This is a genomic window from Pseudoalteromonas piratica, assembly GCF_000788395.1.
GTDB classification, from domain to species: Bacteria; Pseudomonadota; Gammaproteobacteria; order Enterobacterales; family Alteromonadaceae; genus Pseudoalteromonas; species Pseudoalteromonas piratica.
The window spans coordinates 2,728,069-2,747,235 of record NZ_CP009888.1 but is presented as its reverse complement, the minus strand read 5'-3'; the positions used below and the strand labels follow the sequence as shown (position 1 = coordinate 2,747,235).

Below are 19,167 nucleotides of genomic sequence, written 5' to 3'. Positions count from 1 at the left end.
CATGAAAACGAGTCAAGCAGTCGGGTTTTCTTTAATAGGGCAGGCACACTTAGGATTGTTAGTATTTGCAGTAATTTTAGTTGTTAGCTTAGTGTTATCGACCAATTTAGTTGTTGTGACTTATGGCGGGGCATTTGGCGTTATTACAGCATTATTACTTCTTGCATACTGGCTCGGAAAGGGGGGCAAGTTTTTTATTTTGGCAGTAGTTTGTCCGCTCGTTTGTATTGTTTTAACGCCTTTAACTAGTTTTTATGACATTGCCAACTTACTCGGTGCATTTTTTGTCGGGGTATGTTTCTTACTTACCGTTTATAAGTTGAAAAAAGGAAGCTAGCGCTTCCTTTTTAGTTAATTTTGTAACAATCACGGCCTTCTCTTTTGGCTGCATAAAGTGCTTTATCAGCACGCTCAAAAATACTATTAGGTATATCTTTGGCATTGCTTAATGAAAAACCGATGCTTGTTGTAACAGAATGAGATGCAAGTAGTTGGTTTGAATGAACACGAGATCTGATCCGGTTTGCAAGAATATGGCATACATCACAGTTATCATCGTCAATTAAAATTGCGAATTCATCTCCACCAAACCTAAATACGGTATCTGTGCCTCGCACGCAGTCACTTAAAATTTCGGCAAAGTTGATCAATACTTGATCGCCAATTTGATGGCCTTGGCTATCATTTACTTGCTTAAAGTTATCCAAATCTAAGAGCATTAAACCAAAACTTCTATGATGGCGACGACTACGTTCCAGTTTACGATAAAGGCTATCATCAAACATACTGCGGTTGTTTAAGCCTGTTAACGCATCTTTTGTGGCAAGCTTTTGTACGCGCGAAAACAATAATGCATTGCGAAGAGGGTAAACTAGCACAGAGTGTAATTTTGCTAACTTTTGCTTTGCGTAGTGTGTTAAGTTTTGCGAAAAGTAGATTAACTGACCTAATCGCTCGCCATCTGCCATTAAGTCAAAGGCGTAGTTTTTACCCTCGCTTTTGCTTCCGGTCATTTCAATCACACCTTCGGTGCTATGAAATTGAAGGCCGGCAAATTGCGCAATGCGTGCAGCTTCTGCTGAAAACATATTTATCAGCTTACTTAATTCAAGCGTTTTTTGCAGTTGAGTGACTAATGCATGCGTTTGGTTAACTTGATTCTGTTCAGCATAAAGTTGCCCATACGGCAAATAATCGCCGTTATTGTCTTGTTGGCGTGTCAATACATGTACGTTTTCCACTTTACTACCCTCAAAATACCGCAAAAGATTTGTTACGTACGAATAAAGCAAAAACTAAGCCATTATTACTAAGTGGCAGAAAAACAACCACTTGCTATATTTATTTAGTGGAAAAAAGAAGAGGTGGATTGGTTGTCATTTTTCCGCCGTTTTCTATTGCTTACTTTTGAGGTGGTTTTTGCAGCATTCATTTGATGTTTATTTTTACATTCTTATTGCCGCAGTGGTGCTGATTTGGTTGTTTAAAAGGTTCAACCTACCCCCCATTCTTGCCTATTTGGCAGTAGGGATCCTAGCCGGTAAAGATGGCTTTGCTTGGCTTGAACAGAGCGAGCAAATGCACTTTATTGCTGAGCTGGGTATTGTTTTTTTGTTGTTTAGCCTTGGCCTTGAATTTTCAATTCCACGATTACTTGCAATGCGTCATATCGTTTTTGGCGTTGGCTTGATGCAAGTTGTGCTGACGACCTTGGTAACTATGTTGATACTCTTACTTGCGGGTATTTCCTTGGTAGCAGCATTTAGTATTGGTAGTTTAGTGGCATTGTCATCAACTGCAATTGTGGTCAAGCAAGTGAGCGGTTCCCCATTGTTACGTTCGAGGCAAGGGCAGCTTGCAATTGGTGTATTACTGTTTCAAGACATTGCAGTCGTACCATTGTTAATTGCTTTACCCCTTCTTGCTGGCGGTGCTGAACAGTCATTATGGATTATTATTTTGGCTGCGCTAGCCAAGGGGGCAGTTGTAATAGCTTTGTTAATGGCGGCAGGTAAATGGGTGTTGCCCAAAATATTTAGCGAAATAGCACAAACGCGTAGTGATGAGTTATTTGTACTGACAACTATTTTGGTTGCATTAATTGCCGCTGCACTAACGTCTGCATTTGGTCTCTCAATGGCTTTGGGCGCTTTTCTTGCGGGCATGATGCTTGGTGAAAGTGAATACCGACACCAACTCGAAGCGGATATTCGACCGTTTCGTGATATTTTAATGGGGTTGTTCTTTATAACAATCGGAATGCAACTTGATATGGCTTTTGTGGTAATGAATGCACAATGGGTTGCTCTTGGCCTTGTCGGATTATTGACACTTAAAGTGCTAGTTACTTATTTCGTTACTAAGGTGATGGGTGAAAGTCATGAAAATGCACTTGCGACAGGGTTAATGCTGTGCCAAATGGGGGAATTTAGTTTTGTATTGGTGTCACTAGCGCTTAAATTCTCCCTAGTCAATTCAGCTGACGCTTCATTGCTCTTATCTGTCGGTGTTTTAAGTATGGCCATTACGCCTTATCTGGTTGACAACGGCGGCGTGCTAGCATTAAAAATGATTAACTTTGTTGCGCCAAGACACTTCAAAAATGCAGAGCCGGGCGTAGATAACAGTGATTCGCGATTTGAAGGATTAAGTCAGCATGTTGTGATTTGTGGTTATGGTCGCGTAGGGCAAATTATTGCACGTTTTTTAAAAACAGAAGCCATTCCGTTTGTTGCTATTGACAGTGATGCTATTCGGGTTAAAGAAGCGCAAGCTGCCGGAGAAAACATTTATTACGGTCAAGCCAAGCAAAAAGATGTGCTCAAGGGAGCGAATATAACCCATAGTCGTTTGGTGATAATTACATTCTCTGATAAAGATAGTGCGTTTGCGATTGTTAATAGCGTTAAGCAATTAGCCCCTGATGTGAAAATTTTGGTGCGTATGCGAGATGATCGTCATTTAGCAGAATTAAAATCCGAGGGTGTCACTGAAGTCGTTCCAGAAAAGCTAGAAGCAAGTTTAATGTTAGTTTCTCATGTATTATTTCTAACTGGCGTACCAGTGAGGCGTATTTTAAAGAGAGTACAAGCCGAGCGAGAAAATCGTTATGGGCTGTTACATGGTTATTTTCCGGGGGATAGTACGCTGTTATCGCCTGATTTATCTGAGTCATTAGAATTTCTGCATGCCATAGCAATCACTGAAGATGCCTTTGCTAAAGGGCGATCTCTCAATGATCTAAATTTGGCCAAACGACGCGTTGATGTAACGGGCCTTCGCCGTGATGGAAAGGAAATAAGCGAACCACCACTTGATACCATTTTGTTAGCGCAGGATATACTGATTGTAAGAGGCAAACCGCGTCGCGTTGAGCGAGCAGAGCGGTTTTTGCTTGAAGGGCGTTAACACAACAAAAGTATTATGTATTAGTAAACTCTAGAAACGCCATAATTTCATCTAGCTGAGACAAGCCATCTTGATAACCAATTTCAATCAGATGTTGTGTGTATTCTTTTTCAAACAGTAAATAACTGACCAATGACGACTCCGAATGTTTTTTAACACCAATACTCCGTAACAACAGTTTGATTGATGTTGGCATCACATCGTAGTACTCGGTAGCAATGGCATTAAAGTTTTGTGATGGGTTTATCACGAAATGCGCAATACGTTTGAGTTCTTTATGTTTATCTTTTGCAGGAATTAATGAAAGCGTTCGATTGATACGTTCTAATCGTTCAATATCTGCGCGCAAGGTGTCTGAGAATATGGTATCGAGTAGGTGACCTGCAATTGTTGAAATGCCAGGGTAATGTGGTTGAAAGCCAAAATATTTATTATCAATAGGCTGCTCTACCCCAATAACAAATACTTTTTCAGCCCCTAAATGAATAGCAGGGCTTAATGGTGCGTGTTGGTGCACTGAACCATCGCCAAAATAACCTTGGCGGATTTTAGTACTTGGAAATACCATGGGGATAGCACTAGACGCCATTAAGTGCTCAATGTTGATTGTTGTTTTTTCTCCACGTCGTTTGGCGCGTTGCCAAGATTCAGCATGTTTAGACTGAAAAAATGCAACGGAGTCACCACTTGAATAACTTGAAGCTGTAATTGAAAGGGCTTCTAAGTAGTCATTGCGAATATTGTTATCAATACGCTTTAAATCAAGCACAGAGCGTAATAAACCACGTAAAGGTTGATTATTGAAAAGGCTTGCTGGTGGATGGTTTTCATAATTTGACTGAAAACTACGTAGCATGTTAGCCAATATGTGGCCAAAGACAGACGTAAAATTTGAGTGATATACCTGTTCTGTATGGAAGTTTTTCCAAACATATTCTAATTTTTTGACACCCAGTTGATAACATGACGCGTAGCATGCCAATGCAGTTGCATTAATAGCGCCAGCAGATGTGCCGTTAATTATTGAAAATGGAATGGCTTGGTTGCGAGGTAAGTTTTTTGCAATCGCTTTAAGAACGCCCACTTGATAAGCAGCACGGGCACCGCCACCTGTCAGGAGTAATGCAATTTTTGTTTTATGTTTTGAACTATTACCGCTACTATTCATCAGATACTTTGTATTCTCCCTTTATTCTTAATTTAGAGCACTTTAGATCTAAAATAAATATTTAAGCAGTGAAAAATATGACAACACAATCTCAAAGTAAATTACCGTATTTAATTGGCCTATCACTTGTAGTCGTCGTTATTGGCGTTGCAGCATGGCAATTGCTTAAAACAGAAAAACCAGCAATGACTAACGAACGTCAGGTTATAGAGCTGCCAAATCCTGTTGTTGAACAAGCGCCTATTCCAGAAGAACCGTCGGTTGAAGAGCAGCAAAATGAGCCAGAACAACCTTTAGAGGTGATTGTGCCCTCATCCGAATTAGAAGCGCCAGTAGAACCAGTAGTCACTCGTCAATTACCTTCGTTAGACGACAGTGATGCAGTGGTTAAAGAGTCTTTGGCCGATAGTTTGTCAGTGAATATGTTAAAACTGGTTGTTAGTGACGATTTAATTCGTCGTGCTGTTGTTTATATTGAAAATTTAGCAGAGGGGAAAGTTGCGAAAAAGCATCAAGTGTTTAATGCACCAAGCCAATCTTTTACTGTTAATGATGGGGCGATTATTACAGTTAACCCAGAAAGCTTTAAACGATATGACACTTATGTAGCGCTTTTTACAAAGCTATCTGACAGTCAAATGATTGCGCTAATTGATGAATACAAGCCACTGATCCAAGAAGCTTATGATGAAATAGGTTTATCTGATTATGAGTTTAAACAACGTTTGGCTATGGCGATTACGCATTTACTGCAAACACCAGAGGTACCTGTTGATACACCTTTGACAAGTCAGTCGGTAAGTTATAAGTATGCAATCCCTGAATATGAAGCACTTTCAGATGCTCAAAAACAGTTGCTACGTTTGGGCCCTGATAACGTGAAAAAAGTGAAAACTAAACTCACGCGATTATTAAAGAAGCTATAAGGTTAAATGTTGTGCAGTTGGCAAGGCTTGGCAAAGTTTTGCTTGAACTTCAAAGACAAAATAGTGATAATCGCTCCGCGCAGTTGAGCAAAACATTGTTTAACTGATTCACTATGGTGATCTTATTGGTCCTCCCGCAATAATAGCATGTGAACCTGGTCAGGCCCGGAAGGGAGCAGCCACAGCGTGTGACTTATGTGCCGGGATGTGGCTGGTAAGATTGCCACCCATCTTATTTTCATAGCTTAATAGCAGTATCTTTGCTAAGTTTAATTAATCTAAGTATTAATATAATTGCAATATAAATACACTTTGTTGTTTATAGCTGCAGGTTTATTTTGAATAGTCTATTTTTAAAACTTTTCGCTTTACTATACCTTTTCGCGTTTAGCATGCCATCAGTGTACGCACAAATTTTAATTCACACTGATAATCAACATGATTTAGCAAGCTTTATGCAAGGTGAAATGCGTAGTTTGTCCTCAGCAACCAATCTACTTGCACTGGCACCGGAAGAAAATGATATTGAGTTTGTATTTGTACCATTAAAGCGCTCATTGCAGTTTATGAAAAAGGGTGAGCCAATTTGTGTCATTAATAAGATTAAAACAACCAAAAGAGAAAAGCAGTTTATATTTAGCGCGCCGATAAATTTATTTTTGAGTCGTCGCTTGTACCAATATGCGGATTTAGACTTTGAAAAAATGGCTATTCCAGTCAGTTTTGACCGATTGTTTGAAGCTTATCCAAATCGACAATTAATTATTTCTGATCAAATCTCATATGGTAATAAATTAGACGCATTGATTGATGGGGTATCGAACCATAATAAAATAATCCGTCGCGGTGCGTCGCATAGCAGCGGCATATTGGATATGTTTAGAGAGCAGCGCGGCGATTACGTGTTGTTATTCCCACTTGAACTGAGTAACACAAGTATAGAAAAACCGATACTCAGTTTTGAAATTGCGGGTATTGAACCTTATATTGTTGGGCGTTTGATGTGTGTAGATTCAACGAAAACACGCCGTTTTATTCAACACGTAAATAAGCGAATAAATGCACTTAATGTAGAGGGAAAACTTTTACAAGCCCACCTTAATTATTACCCCAAAGAGATCCATTCACAGGTAACTAACTATTTAACAGAAGAGTTTAAAGTAACGCTCAACTAAGCTGACTCTTTTGCTTTTTGTTCATAGTCTTTTTGAACGATATCGAGCGCCTTCAATACTGTTTTTGCGTCGAGATCATGTTGTTCAAGCAACATGATCAAATCAACTGCAAGCTTTACGTGGTTAGGCGCATTTTCTAAGGTATTGTGATCACTCATTGCTTGTTCCGCGCTTGGCGACTGCAGCTTTAGCAAATGCAACAGCATCACGAACCCGTTGTTCCATCTCCAACCGTTCACTTTGCGACGAGTAAAAAGCCATATCTACTTCAAATCGAATATAACGTGATGGCAGCTGGTTTAACGCAGTACAGCAGAAATCTGCAAGGGTATCTGTATCATAATCTTCTTCAATCTTTTGTCTGCCGATTTCGTCAATTAAAAGCTTTTCGTAATAATTATGAATGTCGTCATGTAGTTTCATGCTATTCCTTAAGATTTCTAAATTAACTACATTTAGTATTGCTTATATCTAAGCAATCGTCTATCCATTTGTCATGCTTAAATAAAGTTGTTTGTGGACTTCGACTAAATTGGTTACATCGCGTTGATAACCACCCCCTGACACTGTAAATAGGGGAATGTCGTTTTGTCGACAAAAGTGTACTACATGCGAGTCGCGCTGTTTTACACCTGCTAAACTAACATCAAAATAGCCTAACTCATCGTGACTAAAAATATCCGCGCCGGCATTGTAAAGAACAATATCAGGTTGTTCACTTAAAATGCTCAAAAAGCATTGTTGCAAAGCATTTAAATACGCTTGTGTGTTAGTTTCTTTATCAAGTGCAAAGTCATAGTCAGAATGTTGCTTTTTTGCCGGAAAGTTTTGTTGGCAATGCAAAGAAATTGTAATGATATCATCAAAGTTTTTTGCACAAACTGCAGAGCCATCACCCTGATGAACATCTAAATCCAGAATAACGACTTTATCGCACAGAGATTTATCGATTAACTGTCGAGCAGCAATTACCAAGTCATTAAAAATGCAAAAGCCACTGCCAAAATTTGGAAAACTGTGATGATAGCCTCCACTAATTTGACAAGCGAGTTTTGTTTTAAGCGCGATTTCGGCCCCCTGAATTGATGCGCCAATTGAATAAAGCGTTCTCTCTACCAAGGCCGATGACCAAGGAAAGCCTATTTTGCGAATCGCTTTACTGTCTAATGAACCGTTAATAAATTGGGCAACAAACTCACTATCATGCACTTTATTGATTTGCGCTAAGGTAGCACCTTGTGGTGTGACAAAGTGAAATTTGTCTTGGAGCTCGGTGGAAATAAAATCATAGATCAGCGAGTATTTTTGAATAGGAAAACGATGGTTTTCAGGGAGTTCCAAGGCTGAATAACTCGGGTGATATAATACGGGAATTGCCATTAGCGGTTTGATTTTTCAGCTAGTTGTATTTTTTCTTCAACGGATGTTATCGCTTTGCGACAGCGACCAAGTCTACCATGCAGAACTAATATTTCTTTATTCAGTTCATTGGCTCTGGCATCACTGCAATTAAGCTTTTCACTTTGTCTGATTTCAATCATTTCCATTAACCGCCTTTCAAACTCATGATTTTGCGATAATTCGCGGTAAAGCTCCTGGGAAGACTGAATAATTTTCTTAACAACTTTCTTATAGCGTGTTACTGGCTTAAATTGTTGTTCTTTTTGCCAAACGCTGGTGGCTTTTAAGGCTGTAATAATCGCTTCAATTTGTTGTGCAATGGTTTCAAGAGCAAAGCGGTGTGCGTTTCTGCGTTCAGCAGGTGGTAAAGACTCGATATTCTCGACTACCTCGTTCAAATAGTCTGATAGGTTAATACTTTTCGTACGAAATAAATGATGCTCAAATAAGCCATGCTGATTTTTTACAAAGCGTTCGCTTTTAAACAGCTTTTGCTGATCGAATTGTTGGCAGCTAACTTTTAACCTAGCTACTTGTTGTAACAATGTTGAGATCTGCGAGTGAGTATTACGCATAAACATCAAATATTAATTTAATTGCAAGTACAATAACGACAGTATTAAATACAGGTTTTATTAATTTGCTACCAAACTTAATTGCTGAATGCGCGCCAATCCATGCGCCGAGCATGATAAACGCACCCATGGTTAAACCTAGCATAAAGTGAACATGACCAAGTACGACAAATGTCGCCAGTGAAACCACATTACTAATAAAGTTCATAGACCTTGCAAGACCACAATTCAGCAGTATGCCCATTTTGTACAAAAAGCTATTGGATGCGGTCCAAAAAGTGCCTGCTCCTGGGCCTGCTACACCATCGTAAAATCCAATTGTTAATCCTTGCCATGTTTGTTTTACTTTTAACTGAGATGAGGGCTCAGGTAACTGCATATTTTCAGCAAATTGGTTCTTATTTAATAAGCTGTAAACTGCAACACAAATAATCACAATCGGTATGAGCAGATTAAGAAAATCTTGTGTTAAAAAATCAACAACAAGCGTACCTAGGATAGCTCCTAGCGCTGTTGCGCAAGCAGATACAAGCCAGAACCGAGGATTAAATAACTTTTTTTTGTAATAAGTGAAGCTAGCAGTAAACGAGCCAAAACTGGCAGCGAGTTTATTGGTACCGAGTGCTAAGTGAGGCGGAAGGCCTGCTGTAAGTAACGCAGGCACGGTTAGCATGCCACCACCACCGGCAACAGCATCAATAAAGCCTGCTGCTAGCGCGGCGGAGCACAACACAAGCCAAGTTGTAGGCTCTAAAGCAATTTCAATCATTAGTACTCGATTTTTCGTTTGAACGGAGGTAGTGAGTCGAGCATGGCTTTACCATAACGTTTAGTCACTAAACGTCTATCTAGAATGGTTATTTCGCCGCTATCAGACTCTTTACGAAGCAGTCTACCACAGCTTTGTACTAATTTCTTTGCCGCTTCCGGTACTGTAATAGACAAAAATGGATTACCACCTTTCGTTTCGATATATTCACTTTGCGCTTGTTCTATGGGGGATGTTGGCACAGCAAACGGGATTTTGGTAATAATGAGATTTGTTAATAAGTCACCTGGTAAATCAAGGCCTTCGGAAAAGCTTTGTGTACCAAATAAGATCGAGCCTTTGCCATTTTTAACTTTATCACGATGAAGTGTCAGTAATGCGTCACGCGAAGCTTCGCCTTGTAGTAACAAGCTAAAACCTTTTTTTCTTAGTCCTTCGGCAACTTGATTCATCTGCCAATACGAAGCAAATAATACTAAGTTAGCTTCATCTTTTTTAATGTAGTTTGGTAGAACTTTAACTAGCTCGTCGCTAAATTCTTTATGATTAGGCTCTTTGCTAATATTTGGAATGGTTAATACCGCTTTGTCTTTATAATCAAAAGGCGATTGTGCTTTTATGTATTTAACGCCTTCAATCGGTTTAAGGCCGGCTTCAAATGCAAAATGATCAAACGAGCCAAGTGCAGATAGAGTAGCCGAACAAAGAACGGCGCCTGCGCATTCTTGCCACAGTTTATCATGAAGGTAATAGCCTACTTGAATAGGGCAGTCTGCAAGCAAATAATCCACATGGTTTTTATATTCGAGTTGTTTTAGCCATCGTGCATGGGGCGGGTTTGATTGCTCAATAGATAAATTGCCCCACAGTTTGGCAAAGCTGTCTAGTCGCGTTAAATATAAACCGCTTTCTGCGAGTATCGGCTCAGCAACTTTCTTGCTGACATCGCCATCGGATAAGTCGAGTGTTAGTGCATCATGCATTTTGGTTAAAAACTTAAGCATGTTTGCAGATGATTGTTTTAAATCTTTAACCCAATGAGTAATGCCTTTAGGTAGTTGCCCTTGTTCAAAGCGATGGACATTGTCTTCATTAAACACGAAATAATTATCGGCAAAAAACGTTTTAACATTTTTGAGATCTTTTGCACTGTCATTTATGGCATCGGCTAGTTTGAAATTAAGCCCTGTAGCGCGTGTTGAGCTAATTGTATTAGCCATTTTTTGATTAAATTTCGCGAGTTTTTCAAGCCACTCTAATGTCGCTACCAAGGTGCTAGATGCCGATGAAAAATCTCTGGCGACTTGGGGTAAATGATGTGCTTCATCTATCACATAAATACTATCGGCAGGTTCAGGTAAAATAACACCGCCGCCCAGTTCTAAGTCAGCGAGTAACAGCGAATGATTTACAATAATAACATCGGCTTTTGCTAAACGATCGCGCGCACTATGAAAAGGACAGTGAGCATGGCTTGCTAATTGTCTCTGGCAAGAATGTTTGTCACTTTGAATCAGACGCCACACGTTATCAGAAATAACGCTGGGCCAAGTATCTCTGTCACCTTGCCAAGTTCCTTTTTTATAAGCTGCTTGGAGCTGTTTAATAAGGTCTTGTTCTTTTTCGCTAAGTGGTGCATCTGTTGTAGCTAAAAAATTTAGCTGAGATGGATCATCGAGTAATGCGTTATACAAGCGCTCTGCACAGACGTAGCGCTGACGGCCTTTGGCTAATTCATAACTAATGTCAATACCAGCATGTTTGGCAAAAAAAGGTAACTCTTTGTTGATTAATTGTTCCTGAAGCGCCACGGTGGCCGTTGAAATAATAAGGCTTTTTTTGTGTTGTTTCGCATAGGGAATAGCAGCTAAGCAATAAGCTAATGACTTACCCGTCCCTGTGCCTGCTTCAATAACAGCAATGCGCTCAGTACGATGGTAGTTTCCAGCAAGTGTTTTAGCAATTTCGGCCACTAAGTAGTTTTGACTCGGACGCGAATGATAATCTGGAAGTTTGGCTGCAATATTAGTATGAATTGTACGAATCGTTTTTTTTAGGGAATCAGCCAGCATGTAGGGTCCGAGGAAAAGGCGTTTTGCTGATTTTAAAGCCCAAGGCAATGAATAACAATGCAATACAGTTAAATTTTCTTTTGTTAAACTGGTGCGATTATTTACTCGTTTGATATTTGAATGGCGTTAGAGCGTACCTTTTCAGGTTTATTATTAACAAAACAACAATTTGACCGTGACGGCAAACTGGTGCTTGTTTTTTGGCTTAAAGCCAAAGAAGGTCCGGTGCGTGTTGAAGTTGAAAAAGAACACGTTGTGGTCTTTTGTTTAGCTGAAGATGCGAATTGGTTTGCCTCAACCCTAACTCGCGAAGGCATTCGTTTCCAACAAAAACCATTAGCGTTAAAGCATTTTAATCAAAGCAAAGTTGTGGGTTTTTATTTTACCAACTTGAAAGCTTTTTTTGCTGCAAAAGCCTGCGCCAATGAATCAGGGTTGGTGCTATACGAACAAGATATTAAGCATTGCGACCGTTACTTAATGGAGCGTTTTATTCAAGGCCAAGCGTGGGCGAAAGGACGCTACCAATTTAAAAATGGAGTGCATTGCCTTTATCAAGCCAAGCTTGCTAAAAGTGATGAAACAAGTTTGTTATCAAGTGAACTCACATGTTTGTCACTGGATATCGAATGCAGTGGGTTAGGCGTTTTATATTCTATTGGCTTTTATAATGCAACGTTTCAAAAAGTAGTGATGATTGGCAAAGGCCAGCCATTACATTGGTTAGAGTGGGTTAACGATGAAACTGCTTTACTCAAACGATTTGTTGAAATTATTGAAGAACTTGACCCAGACATAATGATTGGCTGGAATGTAATTGATTTTGACTTTTCAGTATTATTTAAACGGGCGGAAGAACTCGGACTTAAGTTACCAATTGGGCGATTTTCGAGTCAATTGCGACTCAGCCAGTCTAAAGTGAATAAATTAATCCTGCCAGGGCGGATAGTGTTGGATGGCATCGATATGCTTAAAAATGCCAGTTATCACTTTTCAAGTTTCCGTTTAGGCCAAGTAAGTTATGAGTTGTTAGGGGAGGAGAAGTTAATTCAAGGCGGCGATACACTCGCAGAAATTGAACGTCAGTTTAAATATGAAAAAGAAGCACTCGCAAAATATAACTTACAAGATTGCAAATTGGTCTGGGATATCTTTGAAAATAAATCCTTGATTGACTTTGCCATTGCACGTGCGAAGTTAACGGGTCTTGACCTTCACCGGTTGGGTGGCTCAGTGGCTGCATTTACAAATCTATACTTACCCCATTTACATCGAGCTGGCTACATCGCACCTAATCTAGGTGAGTCACCTGTGCACTTTGAGAGCCCTGGTGGTTATGTTATGGATTCTATCCCAGGGCTTTATCAAAACGTATTAGTACTTGACTATAAAAGCCTTTATCCGTCGATTATCCGCAGTTTTAAAATTGATCCTCTTGGGTTAGTTGAAGGGCTAAAACAAGATAACGCGATTGAAGGGTTTAATGGTGCAAAGTTTTCACGCACAGAACATTTTATACCGGAATTAATTTTACAGCTTTGGCAGGCCCGTGAAGTAGCGAAAAAAGAACATGATGAGACAATGTCCTATGCCATAAAGATTATAATGAATAGTTTTTATGGGGTCCTAGGTTCTTATGGTTGTCGTTTTTTTGACCCACGTTTGTCGAGTTCAATTACGATGCGTGGGCACGAGATCATGAAAACCACAAAGCAACTCATCGAAGAAAAAGGGTTTCAGGTTATTTATGGTGACACTGACTCCACTTTCGTTGCCATTGATGGCAATAATTCACAGCGACAATGTGATGACATTGGTAGAGAGCTTGCGCAATCAATTAATACCTATTGGCGAAAGGTTCTTTCAGAGAAAGGGTTAGAGAGTGCATTGGAGCTTGAGTTTGAAACGCATTACAAACCATTCTTTATGCCAACATTACGTGGTGAAACTACTGGGTCAAAAAAACGATATGCTGGCATTAATCAAACGGGTAAACTGATATTCAAAGGGCTAGAAGCAGCCAGAGGAGACTGGACTGTTCTTGCTAAAGAATTTCAAACAGAACTTTATCAAAAGCTTTTCACCAATCAAGCGGTGGAAGAATACATCACCACTCAGGTTAAATTATTAAAATCAGGTGAGCTGGACGATAAATTAGTGTATCGCAAACGTTTAGGGCAAGACCTCGAAATGTACCGCCGCAATATTCCACCTCATGTTCGCGCAGTATTAGATTATCAGGTAGTGCATCCAGACTTTTTCATTAAACGCGGTGATTGGGTAAGTTATGTAATTACCCTTGATGGACCACTCTATCTACCTGAACAGCACATTACTCATCTAAATAAAATCGATTATCAACACTATTTAGATAAACAGTTAAAGCCCATTGTGGAAGCAATTGAGAAAGAGTTACAGCTAAGTTTTGAACAATTAGTTAATGAGCAACAAAGCTTGTTCTAAAAAAGTTCAAAAAAAATGTAATTAATTGATTACAAATTGCCTATCGCTAATTAAATATAAAAAATTGTATACATTTCAGTTGCTTATTCTGTTGTTAATGTCGGTTTGTAGATGTTTCTATGTGTGTATAAATGTGATCCGGCTGAAACAAATTGGTCTCAAATGTTAAAACTTTATAAACACTTGTTGACCGATGTTTACCCTTATGATTATTATTGCCCTCGGATAAAGAGTTTCGACTCAACATAAAAAACAATCAACTAATCGTTAGATTGTAAATAAAAGTAAATCCACAAATGTGGTCCAGGGAGAAATCTAAATGTTAAATAATAAACTAGCTAAGGCGGTTCGTTTAGCGATCGCTTTTGGTGGTGCTAGCACTGCTGTGTTTGCAGCAAACGCTAATGCTGCTGAAGAACAACAAGCTGCCGAGCAAGTAGAGCGTATCGAAGTTACTGGTTCTCGTATCAAGCGTACTGATATGGAAGGCGCAAGCCCTGTAACAGTAATGTCAGCTGAAGAGATTAAGCTTTCGGGTTATTCTCGCGTTGAAGATATCTTAAACCAACTTCCTCAAATCGAAGCTGCTGAAACTTCTTTCTTATCGAATGGCGCATCAGGTACAGCGACTCTTGACTTACGTGGTCTTGGTTCAAACCGTACTCTTGTTCTTGTAAATGGCCGTCGTCTTCAAGCAGGTTCAATCACGTCTCAATCACCAGACGTTAACCAAATTCCAGCTTCACTAATCAAGCGTGTTGAAGTTCTTACTGGTGGTGCTGCAGCGGTATACGGTGCAGACGCAGTAGCGGGTGTTGTTAACTTCATCATGAACGATGACTTCGAAGGTCTTCAAATGAACTTCGGTGCTTCTGGTTACCAGCACAACAACGACAACAAATACATCCAAGGTTTAATGGATGACAAAGGCTTCGATTACCCAAGCGGTAGTTCAGGCATTGATGGTCGTTCATACAGCATCGATTTAGCTATCGGTGGTGCATTCGACGGTGATAAAGGTAACGCAGTTGCGTACGCTGTATGGCGTCGTAACGATGAACTACTTCAAGGTTCTCGTGACTATTCTTCTTGTGCGTTAAACCGTACACAGTCTGCTTGTGGTGGTTCTGCAAATACGCCTAACCCACACTTTGACATGTACCCAATCGTTGACGGTTCACCAGACTATTCACAAAACTTCTGGGGTTACCTAAATCCAAATGGTAATGGTTTCATCGAAGATGATGGCTACCGTTATAACTATGCACCAGTTAACCACTTCATGCGTCCTAACGAGCGTTTCTCGTTTGGTACTTTCGTAAACTACGAAATCAATGACAACTTCCGTCCGTACCTTGAAGCATCTTTCATGCACAACCGTACAGCGGGTCAGATTGCTGAATCTGGTACTTTCTTCAACGAAGAATTCGTTCTAGATTACAACAACCCATTATTATCTGACGTTCAGAAGCAACAGCTTCAAACTTGGTTCAACCAAGGCGATGATGACCAATTCGTAGCTTACATCGGTAAGCGTAACGTTGAAGGTGGTCCTCGTGCTAACAACCTAGAGCACTCTTCATACCGTATCATTACTGGTCTTGAAGGTGAGATCAATGACCTTTGGTCATACGATGTTAGCTACAACTACTCAGCAACGTCTTCAAGCTCTGTTTACATCAATGACTTACTAGCACCTAAGATTGGTCCACGTGTTGGCGCTGTAGGTACTGAGTGTGTTGAAGCTGATGGCTGTCTATACTACAACGTATTCGAACTAAACGGTGTTACTCCTGAGCAAGCTGCACAACTTGCAGGTGTTGGTATCCAAACTGGTCTAGTTACTCAACAAATCTTAAACGGTTACGTTTCAGGTGAAATCGAGCAACTACACATTCCTTCGGCTCCAGCACCAGTTGCAGCTGTATTCGGTTTCGAACGTCGTGAGCAAACTTACGAGCGTATTTCTGACACTGTATATGAAGAAGGTCAATTACTTGGTCAAGGTGGTCCTTCAGCAAGCTTAGCTGGTGACATCGAAGTAACAGAATTCTTCTCAGAATTCCAAGTACCAGTACTTGACGAGTTAAACATGAACGCGGCATTCCGTTGGTCTGATTACTCAACTTCTGGTTCTGACACTACATTCACTGTAGGTGCAGATTACACACTAGCTGACGCTTACAAATTCCGTGCAAGCTTTGCAAAAGCAATTCGTGCTCCTAACGTAGGTGAGCTATTCTCAGCACAGAACATTGGTCTTTGGACTGGTGATGATCCGTGTGCGGGTACAGATCCTTCTTACTCACTTGAGCAATGTCAGCGTACAGGTATGACAGCTGCACAATACGGTACAGGTGCTGTTTCTAAATCTCCAGCTGGTCAATACAACCAAGTTGCAGGTGGTAACCCGAACCTTAAGCCAGAAGAAGCTGATACAATTACATTTGGTTTAGTTGCTAACCCATTTGATAACTTCAACTTCACTATCGATTACTTCGATATCCAAATGGAAAATGTAATCGCGTCAGTAGGTGCAGAACGTATTCTTAACAACTGTGCTACAACAGGTGATGCATTCTTCTGTGATAACATCAAGCGTAGTGCTTCAGGTAGCCTATGGTTAGGTCAAGAAGGTTATATCTCTAACCTTAGCGACAACATCGGTGGCCGTCACTGGCGTGGTGTTGACCTTACAGCTAACTACAGCATGGATTTAGGTGAAGGTACTCTTGACCTAGGTATCAACGGTTACTACAACATCAAGAAGCTAGTACAACCAGTACTTGCTGACTCTAGCCTTGATTATGATTGTACAGGTACTATCAGCACAGACTGTTTCACTACTCCTAAGTGGCGTCACACTTTCCAAGCTGATTACTCAATGAACGATTGGCGTGTAACTGCTAAGTGGCGTTTCTACGGTGAAGTTGATTACGACGGCACTGCAGATACAAAACTTGCTGAAGCTGGTGGTGTAGATTCATACAACTTCTTTGATGTATCAGGTAGCTACTCAATCAACGAGCACGTAACAGTAATCGGTGGTGTGAACAACATCCTTGATGAAGAGCCGCCAATGGTTGGTAACTCACTGTCTACAAATGCTAACACTATCTCAGGTTTCTATGATTCGCTAGGTCGTTTCATTCACCTAAGTGTTAACATGACTTTCTAATTTATGCTTAAATGCTAAATTAGTAAAAAAGCCTGCAATTGCAGGCTTTTTTTATGTGAAAATAAAAACAAAGTGGTTAGATAATAAAGTAGGGAAATAATGAAGCAAGGCGACGTAAAATTAACTCCTCATCAGGCAAACCTCTTGCAAAAAGCTACGACTGCTAGGCGTAATAAAAATTATTCAGAAGCGCTGAGCTATGTGAATGACATTTTCCAACATTTGGCACACTATGAACCTGCGATTCTAGAAGCTGCATTGATCCTATTTGAGACAAATAATTTTGATTACGCAGAAAATGTGTTGCAGCAATTAATTAACTCACCTTATGAAGCATATTCAAAACATCATGCCTTGGCAGTAATTAAAAAAAATAAACGTGACTTTAACCGAGCAATTTCCCATTACCAACAAGCATGCCAATTAATGCCTACTTCAGTTGTGGATTTACTCGGCATGAGTTTTTGTTTTGCTCAAGTTGGTGATTTGGAGCGAGCTATATCTGTGTGTAAAACAGAATTAGCAGATAAAGCAGCAAAAAAACTGCTCACTGACTATTTAGGTAATTTATACATTCAAGCAAATCAGTACGACAAAGCAGAAGCATTATTTGAAGAGATGTTAAATGATGATGACAGTAACGCAAAGGCCCATTATTCACTTGCCACAATAAATAAAACGAAAGGCGATATTACGGCGGCCAAAAGCTACTACTTAAAAGCGGTTGCGTTGAATAATTTTTTTATTATGGCACATTATGGCTTATCGGTTGTTACTAATTATAAAACTGAAGGGCACAAGCATCTGACGCAATTAGAGTCTCTCTGGAGTGAAACACAACTTACTCAGCAAGATCGTATACTGCTTGCTTTTTCATTGGCTAAAGCAAATGAGCAAACGGGACACTTCGATAAGTCCTTTAGTTATCTAAAGCAGGGTAACGATCTAAGGTTTAGTATGCTTAATTACGATGTAAACAGTGATTTAGCATTTATGGAAAATATCAAATCGGTGTTCACTCGGAAGGCAGTTAAACCGTTACAACAGTTTGGTAGTAAATCAGCTAAGCCTATATTTATTATAGGTATGCCACGTTCAGGAACTACCTTGATAGAAAAAATTATAGGGTCACACAGTGATGTTTATAGCGCAGGAGAGATAGAAACACTCTTTTCTGCGGGTTGCTCGCTTTTAAACAAACAGCATTATATGTTTGATGATTTAGCTTCGGTTAATAAAGAACAAGTAACTCAGCTTACAGAAATGTATCTTGAAAAGTTATCCTCACTGACAAACAACCATCAATTTATAACAGATAAATTGCCATTAAATTTTTTGATGGTCGGTATCATTAAAATTCTTTTCCCAAATGCTAAAATTATCCATTGTCAGCGAAATAAAAAGGATACCTGTTTATCGATTTATAAGAAAAACTTTAGCAATGACAATTATCGTTTTGCTTATAACTTAGAAGCACTTGCACACTATTATAATGGTTATGAAAAGCTAATGGCACATTGGCATCGTGAATTTCCAGAAGAAATAATCGATGTTAATTACGAGCAATTAGCACAAAATCCAGAGCAAGAAGTACCTTTTTTACTAGAAAAGTGCGGCTTAGAGTGGCAACAACAGTGCCTTGAGTTTTATAAAACGCCATCGCTTGTGCAAACTGCTAGTGCAGTTCAGGTGAGAGAACCTATGTATACACGCACGATTAATCTTTGGCAGCAGTACAAAGAGCAATTGAATAGCCTAATTAGGTTATTAAATTAATCACTCAAATTGCATAAATATTAAATAGGGGCAGGAATTACGCCCCTTTTGCATTTTAAAAACTGTTTTTTTTTAAAAAAATATTCAATGCCTAAACTGTTAATATGTTTTTACTAAAAATATTGTCTTTATGTCGCTAGCGGTTTAGATTCAATGCCTCAATCTTGATTCAAAAAAAGATCAATTGTAAATGGAATGTTTACAGTTTTGTGGCGGTTCGCTACAAATTCAACTCGAAGCAGTATTTTACTAAGTT

The 19,167-nt window shown here is 39.6% G+C and carries 15 protein-coding genes and 1 other RNA gene; 8 read left to right on the top strand and 8 right to left on the bottom strand.

The window, feature by feature from the left end; translation table 11 throughout:
- Window position 1 precedes the first annotated feature (1 nt).
- Window positions 2-337 (top strand): hypothetical protein, encoded by a 336-nt coding sequence (locus tag OM33_RS12735; RefSeq protein WP_038642223.1) that lies wholly within the window; start codon window positions 2-4, stop codon window positions 335-337.
- 10 nt (window positions 338-347) lie between these two features.
- On the opposite strand, the gene OM33_RS12730 is transcribed toward OM33_RS12735, so the two are convergent.
- Entirely contained in the window at window positions 348-1,241 is an 894-nt protein-coding gene (locus OM33_RS12730; protein WP_038642221.1) for a GGDEF domain-containing protein, read from the bottom strand.
- A gap of 178 nt (window positions 1,242-1,419) precedes the next feature.
- Between OM33_RS12730 and OM33_RS12725 the strand changes: the two genes are divergently transcribed.
- Window positions 1,420-3,408: a cation:proton antiporter domain-containing protein gene (locus OM33_RS12725; RefSeq protein WP_038642219.1), complete on the top strand. Its 1,989-nt coding sequence runs from the start codon at window positions 1,420-1,422 to the stop codon at window positions 3,406-3,408.
- 13 nt (window positions 3,409-3,421) lie between these two features.
- Here OM33_RS12725 and OM33_RS12720 read toward each other — a convergent pair whose 3' ends face one another.
- A complete protein-coding gene (locus OM33_RS12720) occupies window positions 3,422-4,576 on the bottom strand; it encodes a patatin-like phospholipase family protein (RefSeq protein WP_038642217.1) in 1,155 nt (384 codons plus the stop codon).
- A 77-nt stretch (window positions 4,577-4,653) separates the two neighbouring features.
- Here OM33_RS12720 and OM33_RS12715 point away from each other — a divergent pair, with 77 nt between their 5' ends.
- The 3 genes from OM33_RS12715 to OM33_RS12710 all read left to right on the top strand — a co-directional run bounded on the left by OM33_RS12715 (window position 4,654) and on the right by OM33_RS12710 (window position 6,677).
- Complete coding sequence (locus tag OM33_RS12715) at window positions 4,654-5,502, top strand: DUF3014 domain-containing protein (protein ID WP_038642215.1); 849 nt, start codon at window positions 4,654-4,656, stop codon at window positions 5,500-5,502.
- Window positions 5,503-5,625: 123 nt separating this feature from the next.
- An RNA gene (gene ffs, locus OM33_RS22355) (signal recognition particle sRNA small type) lies at window positions 5,626-5,722 on the top strand.
- Between the two features lie 181 nt (window positions 5,723-5,903).
- Entirely contained in the window at window positions 5,904-6,677 is a 774-nt protein-coding gene (locus OM33_RS12710; RefSeq protein WP_199922453.1) for a hypothetical protein, read from the top strand.
- Here OM33_RS12710 and rsmS read toward each other — a convergent pair.
- Genes rsmS through dinG form a run of 6 tightly spaced genes read right to left on the bottom strand, consistent with a single transcriptional unit; the run spans window position 6,674 to window position 11,494 of the window.
- Complete coding sequence (rsmS, locus tag OM33_RS22350; protein WP_081991083.1) at window positions 6,674-6,835, bottom strand: pleiotropic regulatory protein RsmS; 162 nt, start codon at window positions 6,833-6,835, stop codon at window positions 6,674-6,676. The genes OM33_RS12710 and rsmS overlap by 4 nt on opposite strands.
- Window positions 6,828-7,100 carry a late competence development ComFB family protein gene (locus tag OM33_RS12705; RefSeq protein WP_038642211.1) on the bottom strand — a complete coding sequence of 91 codons (273 nt, stop codon included), beginning with the start codon at window positions 7,098-7,100 and terminating at the stop codon, window positions 6,828-6,830. The genes rsmS and OM33_RS12705 overlap by 8 nt, the downstream gene beginning before the upstream one ends.
- Window positions 7,101-7,160: 60 nt before the next feature.
- Window positions 7,161-8,051 (bottom strand): histone deacetylase family protein, encoded by an 891-nt coding sequence (locus tag OM33_RS12700; protein WP_038643367.1) that lies wholly within the window; start codon window positions 8,049-8,051, stop codon window positions 7,161-7,163.
- Between the two features lie 5 nt (window positions 8,052-8,056).
- Window positions 8,057-8,653, bottom strand: coding sequence for a primosomal replication protein (locus tag OM33_RS12695; protein ID WP_038643365.1), 597 nt, complete (start codon window positions 8,651-8,653; stop codon window positions 8,057-8,059).
- A complete protein-coding gene (locus tag OM33_RS12690; protein ID WP_038642209.1) occupies window positions 8,646-9,422 on the bottom strand; it encodes a sulfite exporter TauE/SafE family protein in 777 nt (258 codons plus the stop codon). The genes OM33_RS12695 and OM33_RS12690 overlap by 8 nt, the downstream gene beginning before the upstream one ends.
- Window positions 9,422-11,494, bottom strand: coding sequence for an ATP-dependent DNA helicase DinG (gene dinG / locus OM33_RS12685; RefSeq protein ID WP_038642207.1), 2,073 nt, complete (start codon window positions 11,492-11,494; stop codon window positions 9,422-9,424). Before dinG ends, OM33_RS12690 begins: the two co-directional genes overlap by 1 nt.
- Before the next feature lie 120 nt (window positions 11,495-11,614).
- On the opposite strand from dinG, the gene OM33_RS12680 reads away from it, so the two are divergent.
- From OM33_RS12680 to OM33_RS12670, 3 genes are all read left to right on the top strand, one after another.
- On the top strand, window positions 11,615-13,957 hold the full coding sequence (locus tag OM33_RS12680; RefSeq protein WP_038642205.1) for a DNA polymerase II: 2,343 nt from the start codon (window positions 11,615-11,617) through the stop codon (window positions 13,955-13,957).
- A 319-nt stretch (window positions 13,958-14,276) separates the two neighbouring features.
- Window positions 14,277-17,135 (top strand): TonB-dependent receptor, encoded by a 2,859-nt coding sequence (locus OM33_RS12675; protein ID WP_038642203.1) that lies wholly within the window; start codon window positions 14,277-14,279, stop codon window positions 17,133-17,135.
- 99 nt (window positions 17,136-17,234) lie between these two features.
- Window positions 17,235-18,911: a tetratricopeptide repeat-containing sulfotransferase family protein gene (locus OM33_RS12670; RefSeq protein WP_038642201.1), complete on the top strand. Its 1,677-nt coding sequence runs from the start codon at window positions 17,235-17,237 to the stop codon at window positions 18,909-18,911.
- Window positions 18,912-19,167: the final 256 nt, after the last annotated feature.